This window comes from Streptomyces sp. P9-A2 (assembly GCF_036634175.1).
Lineage (GTDB): Bacteria > Actinomycetota > Actinomycetes > Streptomycetales > Streptomycetaceae > Streptomyces > Streptomyces pratens.
On record NZ_JAZIFX010000001.1, the window covers coordinates 6,819,775 to 6,836,083 of the forward strand.

12 protein-coding genes and 2 pseudogenes are annotated in these 16,309 nt (G+C 72.3%); 8 read left to right on the forward strand and 6 right to left on the reverse strand.

The features are described from left to right. The first annotated feature begins 426 nt into the window (after window positions 1-426). From V4Y04_RS30870 to V4Y04_RS30880, 3 genes are read left to right on the forward strand one after another with little or no spacing between them, the layout of a single operon-like run. Window positions 427-1,317 (forward strand): FAD binding domain-containing protein, encoded by an 891-nt coding sequence (locus V4Y04_RS30870; protein ID WP_332431656.1) that lies wholly within the window; start codon window positions 427-429, stop codon window positions 1,315-1,317. Continuing rightward, complete coding sequence (locus tag V4Y04_RS30875; RefSeq protein ID WP_332431657.1) at window positions 1,317-1,973, forward strand: (2Fe-2S)-binding protein; 657 nt, start codon at window positions 1,317-1,319, stop codon at window positions 1,971-1,973. Before V4Y04_RS30870 ends, V4Y04_RS30875 begins: the two co-directional genes overlap by 1 nt. After that, window positions 1,970-4,420, forward strand: a complete 2,451-nt coding sequence (locus tag V4Y04_RS30880; protein WP_332431658.1) for a xanthine dehydrogenase family protein molybdopterin-binding subunit — start codon at window positions 1,970-1,972, stop codon at window positions 4,418-4,420. Before V4Y04_RS30875 ends, V4Y04_RS30880 begins: the two co-directional genes overlap by 4 nt. A gap of 40 nt (window positions 4,421-4,460) precedes the next feature. Here V4Y04_RS30880 and V4Y04_RS30885 read toward each other — a convergent pair whose 3' ends face one another. Next, window positions 4,461-4,901 (reverse strand): SRPBCC family protein, encoded by a 441-nt coding sequence (locus tag V4Y04_RS30885; protein ID WP_332431659.1) that lies wholly within the window; start codon window positions 4,899-4,901, stop codon window positions 4,461-4,463. 80 nt (window positions 4,902-4,981) lie between these two features. Beyond that, a complete protein-coding gene (locus tag V4Y04_RS30890; protein ID WP_332431660.1) occupies window positions 4,982-5,182 on the reverse strand; it encodes a hypothetical protein in 201 nt (66 codons plus the stop codon). A 252-nt stretch (window positions 5,183-5,434) separates the two neighbouring features. Between V4Y04_RS30890 and V4Y04_RS30895 the strand changes: the two genes are divergently transcribed. Then, entirely contained in the window at window positions 5,435-6,559 is a 1,125-nt protein-coding gene (locus V4Y04_RS30895; protein WP_332431661.1) for a winged helix DNA-binding domain-containing protein, read from the forward strand. A gap of 595 nt (window positions 6,560-7,154) precedes the next feature. On the opposite strand, the gene V4Y04_RS30900 is transcribed toward V4Y04_RS30895, so the two are convergent. Next, window positions 7,155-9,995: a helix-turn-helix transcriptional regulator gene (locus V4Y04_RS30900; protein WP_332431662.1), complete on the reverse strand. Its 2,841-nt coding sequence runs from the start codon at window positions 9,993-9,995 to the stop codon at window positions 7,155-7,157. 497 nt (window positions 9,996-10,492) lie between these two features. Here V4Y04_RS30900 and V4Y04_RS30910 point away from each other — a divergent pair, with 497 nt between their 5' ends. Continuing rightward, window positions 10,493-12,166 carry an AMP-binding protein gene (locus V4Y04_RS30910; RefSeq protein ID WP_332431663.1) on the forward strand — a complete coding sequence of 558 codons (1,674 nt, stop codon included), beginning with the start codon at window positions 10,493-10,495 and terminating at the stop codon, window positions 12,164-12,166. After that, window positions 12,163-12,828: pseudogene (locus V4Y04_RS30915) on the forward strand (AMP-binding protein); the annotation flags it as partial. The gene V4Y04_RS30910 and the pseudogene V4Y04_RS30915, both read left to right, overlap by 4 nt. A 165-nt stretch (window positions 12,829-12,993) precedes the next feature. Here the strand turns inward: V4Y04_RS30915 and tnpA are convergent. Then, a complete protein-coding gene (gene tnpA / locus V4Y04_RS30920) occupies window positions 12,994-13,410 on the reverse strand; it encodes an IS200/IS605 family transposase (protein ID WP_332431664.1) in 417 nt (138 codons plus the stop codon). 16 nt (window positions 13,411-13,426) lie between these two features. Between tnpA and V4Y04_RS30925 the strand changes: the two genes are divergently transcribed. Both V4Y04_RS30925 and V4Y04_RS30930 read left to right on the forward strand, forming a co-directional pair. After that, entirely contained in the window at window positions 13,427-14,659 is a 1,233-nt protein-coding gene (locus V4Y04_RS30925; protein WP_332431665.1) for an RNA-guided endonuclease InsQ/TnpB family protein, read from the forward strand. Window positions 14,660-14,719: 60 nt separating this feature from the next. Further along, window positions 14,720-15,184 (forward strand): annotated as a pseudogene (locus tag V4Y04_RS30930) (AMP-binding enzyme); the annotation flags it as partial. 16 nt (window positions 15,185-15,200) lie between these two features. On the opposite strand, the gene V4Y04_RS30935 reads toward V4Y04_RS30930, so the two are convergent. Together V4Y04_RS30935 and V4Y04_RS30940 are read right to left on the reverse strand one after the other, a co-directional pair. Beyond that, window positions 15,201-15,704, reverse strand: a complete 504-nt coding sequence (locus V4Y04_RS30935) for a GNAT family N-acetyltransferase (RefSeq protein WP_332431666.1) — start codon at window positions 15,702-15,704, stop codon at window positions 15,201-15,203. Between the two features lie 32 nt (window positions 15,705-15,736). After that, on the reverse strand, window positions 15,737-16,258 hold the full coding sequence (locus V4Y04_RS30940) for a GNAT family N-acetyltransferase (protein WP_332431667.1): 522 nt from the start codon (window positions 16,256-16,258) through the stop codon (window positions 15,737-15,739). Window positions 16,259-16,309: the final 51 nt, after the last annotated feature.

Below are 16,309 nucleotides of genomic sequence, written 5' to 3' on the forward strand. Positions count from 1 at the left end.
GTCGCCGCCGTTCCCTGTCTCGATGTGTACCGATGTCTACGATGGGCCGTGGAAGGGCCCGTGGAGGGCCTTCCGCACGGCGCCTGGGCGCCTTCCGCGCGGTGTCCGGGCGGCCTTCCGTGCGGTAGTCCGGGTGAGTGGCCGATCCGGCACGGTCGGCCGTCTCCCGGACCGTGTCCTCCGTGTCTTCCGGGTCCGTTGTTTCCGGAGGAAGGCAAGGAGGTGGCTGAGGTCCTCTTTTCATATGAATCTACAAGATGCCCCCGTTGGCCAGCCAACTCCTTCAGGTTTTCCGTGACTGACCCGGGTGGAGCAGCGGGCGGTGTACTGAGCCCACTCCGCGTGAATCCCCATATAAGGAGCCGGGCCCCCACACACGGATTGGCTCGATCCGTACGATCCACGAGACGAAGAAGAGAGCCGGTCATGGACTTCCTCCGCCCCGCCAGCTGGGAGGAGGCGCTCGCCGCGAAGGCCGAGCACCCCACCGCTGTGCCGATCGCGGGCGGCACCGACGTGATGGTCGAGATCAACTTCGACCACCGCAGGCCCGAGTACCTCATGGACCTCAACCGCATCGCCGACCTCACCGAGTGGGAGGTCGGCGAGGACACCGTACGGCTCGGCGCCTCCGTCCCGTACACAAGGATCATGGAGCACCTGCGGGCCGAACTGCCGGGCCTCGCCCTCGCCTCCCACACCGTGGCCTCCCCGCAGATCCGCAACCGCGGCGGAGTCGGCGGCAACCTCGGCACCGCCTCCCCGGCCGGCGACGCCCACCCGGCGCTGCTCGCCGCCGGGGCCGAGGTCGAGGCCGCATCGGTGCGCGGGTCCCGCCGCATCCCGATCGACGCCTTCTACACCGGGGTGAAGCGCAACGCGCTGGCGCCCGACGAACTGATCCGCGCCGTCCACATCAAGAAGGCGGACGGACCGCAGCAGTTCTCGAAGGTCGGCACCCGCAACGCCATGGTCATCGCCGTGTGCGCGTTCGGTCTGGCCCTGCACCCCGGTACCCGCACGGTCCGCACCGGCATCGGCTCGGCGGCGCCCACCCCCGTACGGGCCGCCACCGCCGAGGAGTTCCTGAACGCGGCGCTCGACGAGGGCGGACTCTGGGACAACGGGAAGATCGTCCCGCCGTCGGTGGCCGAGCAGTTCGCCGACCTGTGCTCCGCAGCCTGCAACCCGATCGACGACGTCCGCGGCACCGCGAGCTACCGCCGGCACGCGGTCGGCGTCATGGCCCGTCGCACGCTGACCTGGACCTGGGAGTCGTACCGCGGCACTCGCCGCACCACCGAGGGAGTCGCGTGATGCGTGTCCACTTCACGGTCAACGGACGGTCCCAGGAGGCCGACGACGTATGGGAGGGCGAGTCCCTGCTGTACGTGCTGCGCGAACGGCTCGGCCTGCCCGGCTCCAAGAACGCCTGTGAGCAGGGCGAATGCGGCTCCTGCACGGTGCGCCTCGACGGCGTCCCGGTGTGCTCCTGCCTCGTCGCGGCCGGCCAGGCCGAGGGCCGGGAGATCGTCACGGTCGAAGGACTGGCCGCCCTCGCCCGGCATCGCTCCCGCACCGCCGGGGGCGGTGCGCGGGGTGGTGCGGGAGCCCCGGACGCCACGGGCACCCCGTTTGCCACAGGCACCCCGCTCGACGCGGCCCAGCGGCGGCAGGCCCAGGCGGCCCACGGGGCCCACGGGGCCCACGGCGCCGGTTCACAGACCGGCGAGGGAGCCGAACTCGCCCCGATCCAGCAGGCGTTCATCGACGCCGGAGCCGTCCAGTGCGGTTTCTGCACCCCGGGCCTGCTGGTCGCCGCCGACGAGATGCTGGAGCACAACCCCAGCCCGAGCGACGCCGACATCCGCGAGGCGCTGTCGGGCAACCTGTGCCGCTGCACGGGCTACGAGAAGATCATGGACGCGGTCCGCCTCGCCGCCACCCGCCAGTCCGAGGGGACCCGGCCATGACCGAGCACAGCCCCGGCCCCTCCCGCACCCCCACCCGGGCCGCCACCGGTCCCGGACCGGCCGGCGCCCCCCTCGGCGCGCCCTCCATCCTCACCCAGGGCGCCCCGGCCAGCGGCGGAATCGGGGAGTCCACCCTCCGCCCCGACGGCACCCTCAAGGTCACCGGCGAGTTCGCGTACTCCTCCGACCTGTGGCACGAGGACATGCTCTGGGGCCAGATCCTGCGCTCCACGGTCGCGCACGCCGAGATCGTCTCGATCGACACCTCCGAGGCCCTCGCCCTGCCGGGCGTGCACGCCGTCCTCACCTACGACGACCTGCCGACCGAGGTGCGCCACTACGGCCTGGAGATCCAGGACACCCCCGTCCTCGCCCACGGCAAGGTCCGCCACCACGGCGAACCGGTCGCCGTCGTCGCCGCCGACCACCCCGAGACCGCGCGCCGCGCCGCCGCGAAGATCAGGGTCGAGTACCGGGACCTGCCCGTCGTCACCGACGAGGCCTCCGCACTCGCCCCCGACGCGCCCCTCGTCCACGAGCACCGCGACGACCACCACACGCGCCACGTCGCCCACCCCAACATCGTCCACCGCCAGCCGATCGTGCGCGGCGACGTGGCACGGGCCCGCGAGCGCGCCGACGTCGTCGTCGAGGGCGAGTACACCTTCGGCATGCAGGACCAGGCCTTCCTCGGCCCCGAGTCGGGGCTCGCCGTCCCCGAGGAGGACGGCGGCGTCCACCTCTACGTCGCCACCCAGTGGCTCCACTCCGACCGGCGCCAGATGGCGCCCGTGCTCGGCCTGCCCGAGGACAAGGTACGGATGACCCTGGCCGGCGTCGGCGGCGCGTTCGGCGGCCGTGAGGACCTGTCCATGCAGATCCACGCCTGCCTGCTCGCCCTGCGCACCGGCAGACCCGTCAAGATCGTCTACAACCGCTTCGAGTCCTTCTTCGGCCACGTCCACCGCCACCCGGCCAAGCTCCACTACGAGCACGGCGCCACCCGCGACGGCAAACTGACCCACGTCACGTGCCGCATCGTGCTCGACGGCGGAGCGTACGCCTCCGCCTCCCCGGCCGTGGTCGGCAACGCCTCCTCCCTCGGTGTCGGGCCGTACGTCGTGGACGACGTCGAGATCGAGGCCCTCGCCCTCTACACCAACAACCCGCCCTGCGGCGCCATGCGCGGCTTCGGCGCGGTCCAGGCGTGCTTCGCCTACGAGGCCCAGATGGACAAGCTGGCGAAGCGGCTGGGCCTGGACCCGGTGGAGTTCAGACGGCTCAACGCCATGGAACAGGGCACGGTCATGCCCACCGGGCAGATCGTCGACTCCCCGGCACCGGTCGCCGAACTCCTGCGCCGCGTCAAGGCGATGCCGATGCCGCCCGAGCGGCAGTGGGAGAGCAGTGAGGGGGCCGACGTACGCCAGTTGCCCGGCGGCCTGTCCAACACCACCCACGGTGAAGGCGTCGTGCGCGGTGTCGGCTACGCGGTCGGCATCAAGAACGTCGGTTTCTCCGAGGGCTTCGACGACTACTCCACCGCACGCGTCCGGATGGAGGTGGCCGGCGGCCGGCCCGTGGCCGCCGTGCACACCGCGATGGCGGAGGTCGGGCAGGGCGGAGTCACCGTCCACGCCCAGATCGCCCGCACCGAGCTGGGCATCGGCCAGGTGACCATCCACCCCGCCGACACCCGGGTGGGCTCGGCCGGTTCGACCTCCGCCTCCCGGCAGACGTACGTCACCGGAGGAGCGGTCAGGAACGCCTGCGAACTGGTCCGGGAGCAGGTCCTGGAACTGGGCCGGCGCAGGTTCGGCTCCTACCACCCGGCGTGGGCGACGGCCGAACTGCTGCTGGAGGACGGCAAGGTCGTCACCGACGGCGGCGAGGTACTGGCCGACCTGGTGGACGTCCTCGGGGACGAGGCCGTCGAGGTGGAGGAGGAATGGCGGCACCGGCCGACCGAACCCTTCGATCCGCGCACCGGCCGGGGCAACGGCCATGTCCAGTACACCTTCGCCGCGCACCGGGCCGTCGTCGAGGTCGACACCGGACTCGGCCTGGTCAAGGTGATCGAACTCGCCTGCGCACAGGACGTCGGCAAGGCGCTCAACCCGCTGTCCGTCATCGGCCAGATCCAGGGGGGCACCGTCCAGGGCCTGGGCGTGGCGGTCATGGAGGAGATCGTCGTCGACCCGAGGACGGCGAAGGTGCGAAACCCCTCCTTCACCGACTACCTCATCCCCACCATCCTCGACACACCGGTCATCCCCGTCGACGTGCTCGAACTCGCCGACGGCCACGCGCCGTACGGACTGCGCGGCGTCGGCGAGGCCTCCACCCTGTCGTCCACCCCGGCGGTCCTCGCGGCCGTCCGGGACGCGACCGGGCTGGAGCTGAACCGCACACCGGTCCGCCCGGAACACCTCACCGGAACCGGGTGACGCACCGTCGCCCCCAGGCACCCGCCCGGTGCCCACCCCGTCACGGCTGCCGCAGCAGCGAGTTCACCGCCCGGCCGAACACCCTGCGCGAGACGGCACGCAGGGCCGGGTCGCAGAAGCCGGGCAGGAACCGGACCCGCAGGTCCTCGCGCCACAGCACACGGGTCCGGCCACCCGGCCCCGGGTGGACCTCGATCTCCGCCCAGCCCCTGACCAGGCGACCCCGCTTCTCCAGCCGGCACAGGCCGGGGGAGCCGTCGACCGGGGGCTGCCAGACGGTCACCTCCATCGGATCGTCGAAGGCGACCGGGCCGAGGCCCGAGCGGGCGACGAACACCGTGCCCTCACCGGTGGGCGGGGGAGTGGTCACGGTGACCCGGGTGAGCGGGACCGCCGCCCCGTGGCGGGGCCACTCCGTGAGCCGACGCCAGGCCTCGTCGAGCGGGAGGGGTGCCGTGCGCTGGAGATGGAAGGTGGCCACGGGAGGATCCTAGGGAACCAGGACAGGCCGATGGCCCCACCGGGGGCGTGTCACCCGCCCGGCCCAGTCGGCGCGGGGGCTCACCGGGGGACCGGCGCGGGCGCGGGCCGGGTGTGGGGGCGTACCGGCAGTACCTGGCGCATCTGGCGCTCCATGCGCTCGGCCACCTCGCGGGTCTCCGCCAGGACGTCACCGAGCTCGCGCACCAGACCTTCGTAGACGGGGAGACGAACGTGTCCGGACGCGGCGGATCCATCGGTGCCGGTGGGATGGGAAGTCACTGAGGAGGTCCTTCGGTTGTGGGGTCGTTCCTGGTACTGGCCCGAGACATGCGAAAGGGGCCGCTTCTCGCGCCCCGTAGAACTCAGCGTCCGGTACCCGCCGGGGTGTTACACGTCCCGAGGAAATGTCCTGAACCGGCGGTCCTGGGACGGCGGGTGGGTACCGGCGGGCGTGTACCGGTGGTCGTGTCCGTAGCGGTGTCCCGGGCCTTGCGGACAGAGGGTGGCCGCAAGCCTCGGTAGCGTGCGGGCATGACGAAGACGAAGCGGAGCGTCACCCCGGTGCGGGGTCCGGTCGCCGTGCTCGGTACCCGGGCCCTGAACCGTGCCACCCTCGCCCGGCAGTTGCTCCTGCGGCGCTCACCGCTGTCCGCGGAGGCGGCCGTCGAGCATCTGGTCGGACTCCAGGCGCAGAACGTCAAGCCGCCGTACTACGCGCTCGCCGCCCGGCTCGACGGCTTCACGCCCGAGGCACTGTCCCGGCCGATGGCCGACCGCGCGGTGGTCCGCATCGTCACCCTGCGCTCGACCATCCACACCCACACGGCCCAGGACTGCCTCACCCTGCGCCCCCTGGTGCAGCCCGCCCGCGACCGCGAACTCTCCTCCTTCCGCAAAGGGCTGACCGGGGTCGACCTGGACCGGCTGACCGCCCTCGCCCGGGACCTCGTCGAGGCCGGACCGCGCACCATGAAGCAGTTGCGCGAGGCCTTGCTCGAGGAATGGCCCGACGCCGACCCGCAGGCCCTGTCCGTCGCCGCCCGGTGCAGGCTGCCCCTCGTCCAGATCACCCCGCGCGGACTGTGGGGCCGCAGCGGCCAGGTGACGCTCACCACCGCCGAGCGGTGGCTGGGCCGTCCCGCCGAGCCCTCCCCGGGACCGGACGCCACCGTGCTGCGCTACCTCGTCGCCTTCGGGCCCGCCTCCGTGAAGGACATGCAGATCTGGGCCGGACTGACCAGGCTGCGCGAAGCCTTCGACCGCCTCCGCCCGCGCCTGGTCACCTTCCGCGACGAACACGGAGTCGAACTGTTCGACCTTCCCGACGCGCCCCGGCCCGACCCGGACACCCCGGCCCCGCCGCGGTTCCTGCCCGAGTTCGACAACCTGCTCCTCTCCCACGCCGACCGCACCCGCGTCGTGCCCCACGAGCTGCGGGGCAGCACCTGGCAGGGAAACATCCCCTACCGCGCCCTCCTCGTCGACGGCTTCCTGGCGGGAGTGTGGCGGCTGGACGAACACGCCCTGGTGGTCGAGCCGTTCGGTCCGCTCACCAGGGCACGGCGGGAGGAGATCGCCGCCGAGGGGGAGCGGATGCTCCGGGTGATGCACCCGGACACGCCGTACGACATCCGCTTCGGAGCCGTACGCCAGTGACGCCAGTGACGCCAGTGACGGCAGGACGGGCGAAGGGCCGACGGGGCATGGATAGGGGGCGTTGCGGGCTGCTCGTGGAAGCCCGCAGCGCCCCCTGGCATTCACCTGAGGGGTGCTCAGGAAATCAGATGGCGGCGAGCACGGCGGTGGTCGCGGCGGCCTTCGTACTGCGGATGAGCCCGTACATCGGTCTCCTCATCGGTTGCCGGTGGGGGCGCGCGGGGTGGGGGGTTCGACACGAGGGCCGGGCTACCGGTCCCCGTGTGCCCGGCGAGCGGCACACCCTTACGCTACGAGCCGGAGCGCGAGCCCTCAATGAGGGAAGCCCCTAAGGGAGTTGGACAGGGAAAACCCTCGGTCCCGCCCGCCCCGTACGGCCCGGCACGGTGCTCACCGCTGACCCGTGAGGGGCCCGTACGCGTACCCCGGCCCAGGTCACCGTGCCCTGCCGCCCTGCCGCCCTGCCGCCCTGCCGCCCGCCCTGTACGGCCCGGCACCGTGCTCACCGCTGACCCCGAGAGCGCCCGCATGCGCACCCCGACCCAGGCCATCGCACCCCTGCCGCCCTGCGCCCGCCGTGTCCCCGCCCCGGGAGTCACTTGGCGCGGCGGCCCGCGGCCAGGCGGACGATGTCCACCCGCGACCGGATGCCCAGTTTCCGGTACACCCGGGTGAGCGTCGCCTCGACCGTCTTGACGCTGATGAACAGCCGGGCGGCGATCTCCCGGTTGGTGGCGCCCTCCATCACCAGTGAGGCGACCTGCCGTTCCATCGAGGCGAGGCCGTCCAGCGCCGCCGAGGCGGACGCGGGCACCGTGTCCGGTCCCACCGGACCGGCGGCCACGGCCTCGTCCACCTGCCGCAGCCAGGGCAGTGCGCGGCAGCGCCGGAACAGCCGGGCGGCCTCGTCGTAGGGGGCATGCCCTGGGGCCGCACCCGGGAGGCGGGCGCGCAGCCTGGCCAGCGCGAACGCGGCCCGCGCCTCCTCCAGCCCGTACCCCAGCCGGCCCAGCCGGTCCTGAGCCGACGTCAACTGCTTCCGCGCGGCCTCGTGTTCCCCGCGGGCCGCCCGTACCAGGGCCTCCGCGCGGTCCAGTACGGCGAGGACGCCCGCCCGGTCCAGCCGCAGCGCGTGCACCCGGGTGAGGTCGATGAGTTCCTGCGCCTCGCCGGGCTCGCCGATCCGGACCAGCGCCTCGGCGAGATCGCCGTGCCAGCGGCCCCGCGCCGGGTCGGTGATGCCCATGCCCCGCTCCAGCTCCCGCACCCGGCGCAGCGAACGGACCGCACCCGCCGCGTCCCCGGCGGCCGACCGGGCATAGCCGAAGGCGGCCAAGGCGCGCGAGAGGTACATCTGGTCGCCGTCCACCTCGGCGTGGTCGGCCGCCTCCCGGGCCAGGGCCAGCGCGCGTTCCACGTCTCCGCCGGAGGCCTCCGCGAGCGAGGCGAGCATCGCCGAGGCGCCCTCCCCGGTCCCGGAGTCCCGGGCCAGCCGCAGACTCTCCCGTGCCAGGTCCAGGGCGCGGCCGCAGTGCCCGGAGCGCAGCTCCGTGTCGGCGAGGAAGCGCAGGAAGTGCACCTCGCTCTCGACCATGCCGCGCCGCCGCGCCTCCCGCAGCAGCCCGGTGATGCCCTTGCGGGCCTCGGACAGCTGGTCACTCATGAGCAGCCAGCGGAACCTGGCCATGCCCGCGCCGTTGTGGTGGCAGGCCACGTAGGGGTCCTGGGGTTCCCGCAGGGCCCGCTTGATGGTGGCCGGGGCGTCCGGGTGGCCCATCAGGGTCTCGGTGGACGACTGGAAGGCCAGCGCCATCAGCTCGGTGCGCCGGTCCGCGCCCCGCGCCGCCAGGTCCGCCGCGTGCGCGGCCTCCCGCCGGGCCTTGTCGAAGTCGCCGTCGACCACCAGTTCCCGCCAGGCCAGCTGGTAGTGGACCAGGGCGAGCAGCCGCGGGTCGTCGCCCGCGTCGGCCAGCACCTGCGGGAAGACCGCGTCGACCTCACCGAGTGCCTGCCCGGCCGCCTCGATGACCACCATCCACGCCCGCACCCGCTCCGCGGGCACCGTGGCCCGGGTCAGCACCTCACGCGCGATGTCCCGGGCGAGATCCGCCTCCCCCGCGGTGATGGCGTCCTCGGCGGCCTGCAGCCGCCGCTCGTCCGGGCCCGGCGCGCCGTCGGCCGTGTCGGCCGGGGTGCGACGGGCGGCCAGCAGCCCCAGCGAGGCGGCGACCGAAGGAGCCCCGCGATCGCGGGCCAGCGCGGCGGCCTCGGCGAGCCGGGCCGCCACCTCCGGGTCGGTGCCGGTCGTGGCGAGGGCCAGATGCCGGGCCCGCTCGATGGGGTCGGAGGCCGCCGTGGACAGCGCGGCGTGGGCTGCCCGCCGCTCGTGGGCGGGGGCCTCCGCGTACAGCGCGGCCGAGATCAGCGGATGCGCGAACCGCAGCGCCGGCTCCTCCGGGTCCGTCGCCAGCAGCCCCAGCGCGGCGGCCTGGGCCGTCTCCTCCTCGGCGTGCTCCCGGCCGGCCGCGTGCAGCAGCGCCGGCGTCGGGCGGGCACCGGCGCTGGCCACCAGCAGGGTGCGGCGCGCGTCGTCCGACAGCATCTCCAGCCGGCTGAGCACCAGGGCACGCAGCGAGGTCGGCACCGGCAGCGGCTCACCGGGGCGAGGCCGGGCCGGGCTCTCGGCCAGAGCACGGCCCAGTTCGAGCGCGAACAGCGGGTTGCCGTCGCTGGTGCGGTGGATGTCGCGGACCGTGGTGCGGGACAGATCCGTGTAACCGCGATGGTCGAGCAGTGCGGACACCTGGGTACGGGAGAACGGGCCCAGCCGGACCACCCGCGTGTCCGGCGGGCAGGCCCGCAGATGACGGTCGTACTCCTGCCCCTCCGTGCCCTCGGTCCGCACCGCGCACAGCATCTGCACCGGCGCGTCCCCGAGACGCCGGGCGGCGAAGCCCAGCAGCTCCGCACTGGCCGAGTCCAGCCACTGAAGATCGTCGGCGACGACCAGGACGGGTCCCTCGGCGGCCAGCGCCCGCAGGGTGGACAGCACCGCCAGGCGCAGCGCGAGCCCGTCCCGCTGGAGCGTGGACTCGCCGCGGCCGGTGAGCGCCGACTCCAGCGCGGTGCGCTGCGCGGCGGGCAGCGCACCGCAGACCCTCTCGAGGACCAAACCGAACAGATCCGCCAGCGCCAGGAACGGAAGGTGGGATTCGGACTCCGTGGCGGAGCAGCGCAACACCGTGGGCGCCCCGCCCGCGTTTTCCGCCGCAAGTGCCCGCAGCACGGTCGATTTACCTATTCCGGCCGGCCCGTGCAGCAGCACGCTGCCCCCTCGGGCCAGCTGCTCGCGCGCTTGGGCGAACGGCTCCTCCCTGCCGATGACCAGGTCGGGACGGCATCGGACAGGATCCTTGAAGTCCCGGCGCACGGTCACCGCTCCCTCCTGTGTCGTGTCCTGACCAATATTAGGCAACGGGTCAGTTGAATTCGGAGGGGCGACGTCGTGAGGCATTTAACAGCGCACACGCGGATGAAATCCGAAGTCCCGGCACACCGGCCGAAAACCCCGGACCACCGGTAATGCCGACCCCACGAGAACACCGCAAACCTACGGCAACCACCCCGCCCCGCGTGCGGAGACCACCGCCTCCCCACGCGTCCGGGCACCCGGCTCGCGCATCACCGAGCGCGGACACCCCTTCACGGCCCCGTCCGTCACCCCCAGCCGCTCGGCCGCCCTCACCTCGGTCGCCCCCGCCCGGGCCGGCTGTCACCTGTTCGCCTCTCCGCCGCGGCTCCCGAATGAGCCACACCCCCTTTCAGGGGTGGTGAGACCTGCGTCACGGATTAGACGATGGCACGGAGGCACCCGGCAAGGTCCGGGACCGAGGAGGACGGAGCACCCATGACGACGGCGACGGAAGGGAACACATGACGACGGCGACGGAGGAGTTCCGCAGGGCCCGGGACTTCCTGCTGGAACACCGCGACGACTACACCACGGCCTACGAGGGCTTCCGCTGGCCGCGCCCCGACCGCTTCAACTGGGCGCTCGACTGGTTCGACGTGATCGCGGACGGCAACGACCGCACCGCCCTGCACCTCGTCGAGGAGGACGGCGAGCGGACCAGGCTCTCCTTCGCCGAACTGGCCCGCCGCTCCGACCAGGCCGCCAACTGGCTGAGGCAGCAGGGCGTGGGCGCCGAGGACCGGGTGCTCGTCATGCTCGGCAACCAGGCCGAACTCTGGGAGACCGCGCTCGCCGCGATGAAACTGCGTGCCGTGGTCATCCCCGCCACCCCGCTGCTCGGCCCCGCCGACCTGCGTGACCGCGTCGACCGGGGCCGCGTCCGGCACGTGATCACGCGCGCCGCCGACACCTCGAAGTTCGACGAGGTGCCCGGCGACTACACCCGCATCGCCGTCGGCGGGGGCGCCGGCGACGCCTGGCTGCCCTACGAGGACGCCTACGGCGCCGCCGAGCACTACGCGCCCGACGGGCCCACCCTCGCCGACGACCCCCTGATGCTGTACTTCACCTCCGGCACCACCGCACAGCCCAAGCTCGTCGAGCACACCCACACCTCGTACCCCGTCGGGCACCTGGCGACCATGTACTGGATCGGGCTCACACCCGGCGACGTGCACCTGAACATCTCCTCGCCCGGCTGGGCCAAGCACGCCTGGTCCAACCTCTTCGCCCCGTGGAACGCCGAGGCGACCGTCTTCCTGCACAACTACGCGCGCTTCGACGCGGCCCGGCTGATGGCCGAGATGGACCGCGCCGGCGTCACCACCTTCTGCGCCCCGCCCACCGTGTGGCGCATGCTCCTCCAGTCCGACCTGACCGGGCTGCGCACCCCGCCGCGCGAAGTGGTCGCCGCCGGCGAACCGCTCAACCCCGAGGTCATCGAACAGATCCGGCGCGCCTGGGGCGTCACCGTCCGCGACGGCTTCGGCCAGACCGAGACCGCCGTCCAGATCGCCAACAGCCCCGGCCAGCCCCTGCGGACCGGTTCCATGGGCCGCCCGGGGCCCGGCTACCGGGTCGAACTCCTCGACCCCGTCTCCGGCGCGCCCGGCGCCACCGAGGGCGAGATCGCACTCGACCTGTCGGACCACCCGGTGGGCCTGATGACCGGCTACCACGGCGACCCCGACCTCACCGCCCAGGCCATGGCCGGCGGCTACTACCGCACCGGCGACATCGGCTCCCGCGACCCCGACGGCTACCTCACCTACGTGGGCCGCGCCGACGACGTGTTCAAGGCCTCCGACTACAAGATCTCCCCCTTCGAGCTGGAGAGCGCCCTGCTGGAGCACGAGGCGGTCGCCGAGGCGGCCGTCGTACCCGCCCCGGACGAGCTGCGCCTGGCCGTGCCCAAGGCGTACATCGTGCTCGCGGAGGGCCACCGGCCCGGCCCGGACACCGCGAGGGAGCTCTTCGAGCACTCCCGCAAGGTACTCGCCCCCTACAAGCGGGTCCGCCGGCTGGAGTTCGGCGAACTGCCCAAGACCGTCTCCGGCAAGATCCGCCGCATCGAACTGCGCGAGGCCACGGCGGCGGGCTCCGACGCCGAGTACCGCGAGGAGGACTTCCGGTGACCCCCTCGGCCCCGGCACCGGTCCCCGCGCCCTCCCCGTCGTACAGCCACGGGACGAGCACCACCCCGCTGCTCGGCGACACCGTCGGCGCCGATCTCGACCGCGCGATCGCCGCGTACCCGGACCGCGAGGCCCTCGTCGACGTGCCCTCGGGCCGGCGCTGGACCTACGCCGAGTTCGGCGCCGCGGTCGACGAGGTGGCGCGCGGGCTGCTGGCGAAGGGAATCACGACCGGTGACCGCGTCGGCATCTGGGCGGTCAACTGTCCGGAGTGGGTCCTGACGCAGTACGCCACCGCACGCATCGGCGCGATCATGGTGAACATCAACCCGGCCTACCGCGCCCACGAGCTGGAATACGTCCTGCGGCAGGCCGGTGTCGCGGTGCTGATCGCCTCGCTCTCCCACAAGGGCGGCGACTACCGGGCGCTGGTGGACCAGGTGCGCGGGCGCTGCCCCGGACTGCGGGAGGCCGTGTACATCGGCGACCCGTCCTGGGACGCGATGACCGAGGGCGCCGCCACCGTGCCACGCGAGCGGCTCGACGCCGTCGCCGCCGGACTGAGCTGTGACGACCCCATCAACATCCAGTACACCTCGGGCACCACCGGCTTCCCCAAGGGCGCCACCCTCTCCCATCACAACATCCTCAACAACGGCTACCGGGATTCATTCGCAGTGCATCGGGCTTCAGCCCGGTGGTGAAGCGAATCTGAGGGTGGTGACGCGGAGCGTCGCCGCATCTGGTCCGGCGGGGCCGGACACGGCGTGTGCACCACCGCGGCGCGGAGCGCCGTGATCGCCTGGTCCGGCGGAGCCGGGCAGGGCTCACACCGGCCGGTTCTGCTGCTCGACGTACTGCCTGATCACAGAGAGCGGGGCGCCGCCGACGGTCCCGGCGAAGTAGGAGCCCGACCACAGCTTGCTGGCCCGCCAGTAGTGGCGCACCAGGTCGGGGAACTCCTGACGCAGGCGGCGTGAGGAGACGCCCTTGAGAGAGTTGACGAGCTTGGCGACGGCGACCTTGGGCGGGAAGTTCACCAGCAGGTGGACATGGCTGGTCTCGCCGTTGAACTCCACCAGCTCGCACTCGAAGTCCGCGCAGACCGACCGCATGATCTCCTCCATCCGCACCAGGTGATCGTCTGTGAACACGTCGTGCCGAAACTTCGTCACGAAGACCAAGTGCACATGCATCACAAATACACAGTGCCGACCAGTTCTGATCTCTTGCATCTCTGCCATAGCCCAAGTATGTACGGTGGCTCTCACGCAGCTTCGGTACAGCTTTCGCCTGTACCCGGATCACGCCCAACGCAGTGCGTTGTCACGGACATTCGGGTGCGCCCGCGTCGTCTTCAACGACGCCCTGCGCGCCCGCGAGGACGCCAGAGCGGCGGGAGGCCCCATCCCGAAAGCCGGGGAGCTGTCCACGCGCCTGATCACCCAGGCCAAGCAGACCGAGGCCCGCTCCTGGCTGAGAGAAGCCTCCGCGGTCGTGCTCCAGCAGTCCCTGCGCGATGCCGAGACGGCCTACAAGAACTTCTTCGCCTCCCTCAAGGGTGAGCGCAAGGGCCCCAGACTGGGAGCGCCGAGGTTCAAGTCCCGCAAGGACGCCCGGCAGTCGATCCGGTTCACCGCCAACGCCCGCTGGTCGGTCACCGACAGCGGACGACTGAGCCTGCCGAAGATCGGGACCGTCAAGGTGAAGTGGTCGCGCACCCTGCCCGCCCCTCCCACCTCCGTCACCGTGATCAAGGATGCGGCCGGACGGTACTTCGCATCCTTCGTCATCGACACCGACCCGGCCGCCGACGCCGCCCGGATGCCCGACAGCGACCAGACCGTCGGCATCGACCTGGGGCTGACACACTTCGCGATCCTCGACGACGGCACGAAGATCGATTCTCCGCGTTTCCTGCGCCGCGCGGAAAAGAAACTGAAGAAGGCCCAGCGGGAGCTGTCCCGCAAACGGAAGGGATCCAAGAACCGGGAGAAGGCCCGCCTGAAGGTCGCCCGCGCGCATGCCCAGGTCGCCGACGCGCGCCGTGAATTCCACCACCAGCTCTCCACGAAGCTGATCCGCGAGAACCAAGCAATCGGCGTGGAGGACCTGGCGGTGCACGGACTGGCACGCACCCAACTGGCCAAGAGCGTGCACGACGCGGGCTGGTCGCAGTTCGTGGCCATGCTCGTCTACAAGGCCGACCGGTACGAACGCACCCTGATCAAGATCGGCCGGTTCGTGCCGACCAGTCAGACCTGCTCGCACTGCGACCATGTGGATGGACCCAAGCCCCTCCACATCCGGGAATGGACCTGCCCCGCTTGCGGAGCCCTCCTCGACCGGGACATCAACTCCGCACGCAACGTGAAAAAGGCCGCCGGACTGGCGGTATCGGCCTGTGGAGCGCCGGTAAGACCAGAATCCGTTCTGGCGCAGCGCAACGAAGCAGGAAGCCACGGATTCCCTCCCAAAACCTGTGCCGCGTAGCGGCACAGCAACGAGAGAGAAGGCCAGAATCCTCGGGCTTCAGCCCGAGGAGCAAGTCAATGGAACGAGCCGGAGCGCACCGCCGAGGCCGTCGACGCGGGCCGCTGGATGCACACCGGGGACCTCGCGGCGATGCGCGAGGACGGGTACGTGGAGATCGTCGGCCGCATCAAGGACATGATCATCCGGGGCGGGGAGAACATCTACCCGCGCGAGATCGAGGAGTTCCTCCACACCCACCCGAAGATCGCCGACGCCCAGGTCGTCGGCGTCCCGCACGAGCGGTACGGCGAGGAGGTCCTCGCCTGCGTCGTCCTGCGCGACGCCGGTGACCCGGTCACCCTGGAGGACCTGCGCGCCTTCTGCGCCGACCGGCTGGCCCACTACAAGATCCCGAGCCGGCTCCAGGTCCTGGACTCCTTCCCGATGACGGTCTCGGGGAAGGTGCGCAAGGTGGAACTGAGGGAGCGGTACGCCCCGGGTACGGCGGAGGGAGCCGAGGGGGTGGGCGGCACAGAGAGCTGAGGCGCGCGGGCGGGTGTCAGGCGACGGTCCGGCGGAACACCTGCCGGGAACCGCCTTCCGGACCGGGTTCGGCCGGTTCGGCGGGGAGGAAGCCGAGGCGCTCGTAGAAGACGCGTGCGCCACTGGCCGCCGCCCCGGGGTGGTCGGCCCCGAAGGTGACCACCTCGATTCGGCCGGGACCCCGTACCCACCGGCGCGTCGCGTCCGCCATCAGCGCACGGCCGACACCCTTTCCCCGCGCCCGGTCCGAGACGACGAGCCAGTGGACGTGGTGGGCCGGCGGCTCGGCTCCGAACAGCAGCCCGCCGAGGAGGTCCGGACCCGGACCCGGGCTCGGACCCGGCCCTGGACTCGTGGGGCCGGGGTCGACGGCGACGAGCGCCATGGACGCGCGGAGGTGCGCGCGCACCGCGTCGTGGAAACCGGGTACCTCGACCATGGGGCCGAACCACTGCTCGACCTGGGACGCCAGGTCGAGGAACCCGGGGAAGTCCTGCTCTGCCGCTGTTCTGATCATCATGCGAGCAGGGTGGCAGGTGTGTGCCCCGGTGGTCACGGCCGGCCGAGGCTTCGGGACATGCACACGCGCGGCCACCGGTCGAGCCCGTGCCCGCCCTCCTGGGCGCGGATCCGGCGCAGACCGGGCGTGAGTTCGGCCTCGGCCAGCGTGCGGAAGCCGAGGCGGGCGTAGTACGGGGCGTTCCACGGGACGTCGGCGAAGGTGGTCAGGGTCAGGGCGCTCAGGCCCTGCGCGCGGGCCTGCTCGGCGGCGTGGGCGATCAGGGACCGGCCCACGCCCCGGCGGGCGGCGCGCGGGTGCACCGAGACCTGCTCGAGGTGGAACGCGTCGTCCACCGGTTCGGCGATCAGATAGGCGGCGGGCCGGTCCCGTTCGTCGGCGGCGACCCAGCAGTGGCCCGCCCGCCGGTAGTGGTCGAGGGTGTCGAGGGCGGGCGGCTCGTCGTCGGCGATCTCCGGCATGCCCAGGGCCCGGAAGGGTGCGCCGGCGGCCCGTTCGATGTCCTGGAGGGCGGACAGCTCGTCGGAGGCTGGGGGCCGGATGTGCGTACGCATGCCCCGAGTATCGGACGGTGGGGGCGGGAACGTCCCCGGGTTCCCGGGCTT

Coding starts and splice junctions, on each gene's coding strand:
- V4Y04_RS30870 (WP_332431656.1), top strand. CDS start 427: ATGGACTTCCTCCGCCCCGCCAGCTGGGAGGAGGCGCTCGCCGCGAAG.
- V4Y04_RS30910 (WP_332431663.1), top strand. CDS start 10,493: ATGACGACGGCGACGGAGGAGTTCCGCAGGGCCCGGGACTTCCTGCTG.
- tnpA (WP_332431664.1), bottom strand. CDS start 13,410: ATGGCAGAGATGCAAGAGATCAGAACTGGTCGGCACTGTGTATTTGTG.
- V4Y04_RS30935 (WP_332431666.1), bottom strand. CDS start 15,704: ATGATGATCAGAACAGCGGCAGAGCAGGACTTCCCCGGGTTCCTCGAC.
- V4Y04_RS30875 (WP_332431657.1), top strand. CDS start 1,317: ATGCGTGTCCACTTCACGGTCAACGGACGGTCCCAGGAGGCCGACGAC.
- V4Y04_RS30940 (WP_332431667.1), bottom strand. CDS start 16,258: ATGCGTACGCACATCCGGCCCCCAGCCTCCGACGAGCTGTCCGCCCTC.
- V4Y04_RS30895 (WP_332431661.1), top strand. CDS start 5,435: ATGACGAAGACGAAGCGGAGCGTCACCCCGGTGCGGGGTCCGGTCGCC.
- V4Y04_RS30880 (WP_332431658.1), top strand. CDS start 1,970: ATGACCGAGCACAGCCCCGGCCCCTCCCGCACCCCCACCCGGGCCGCC.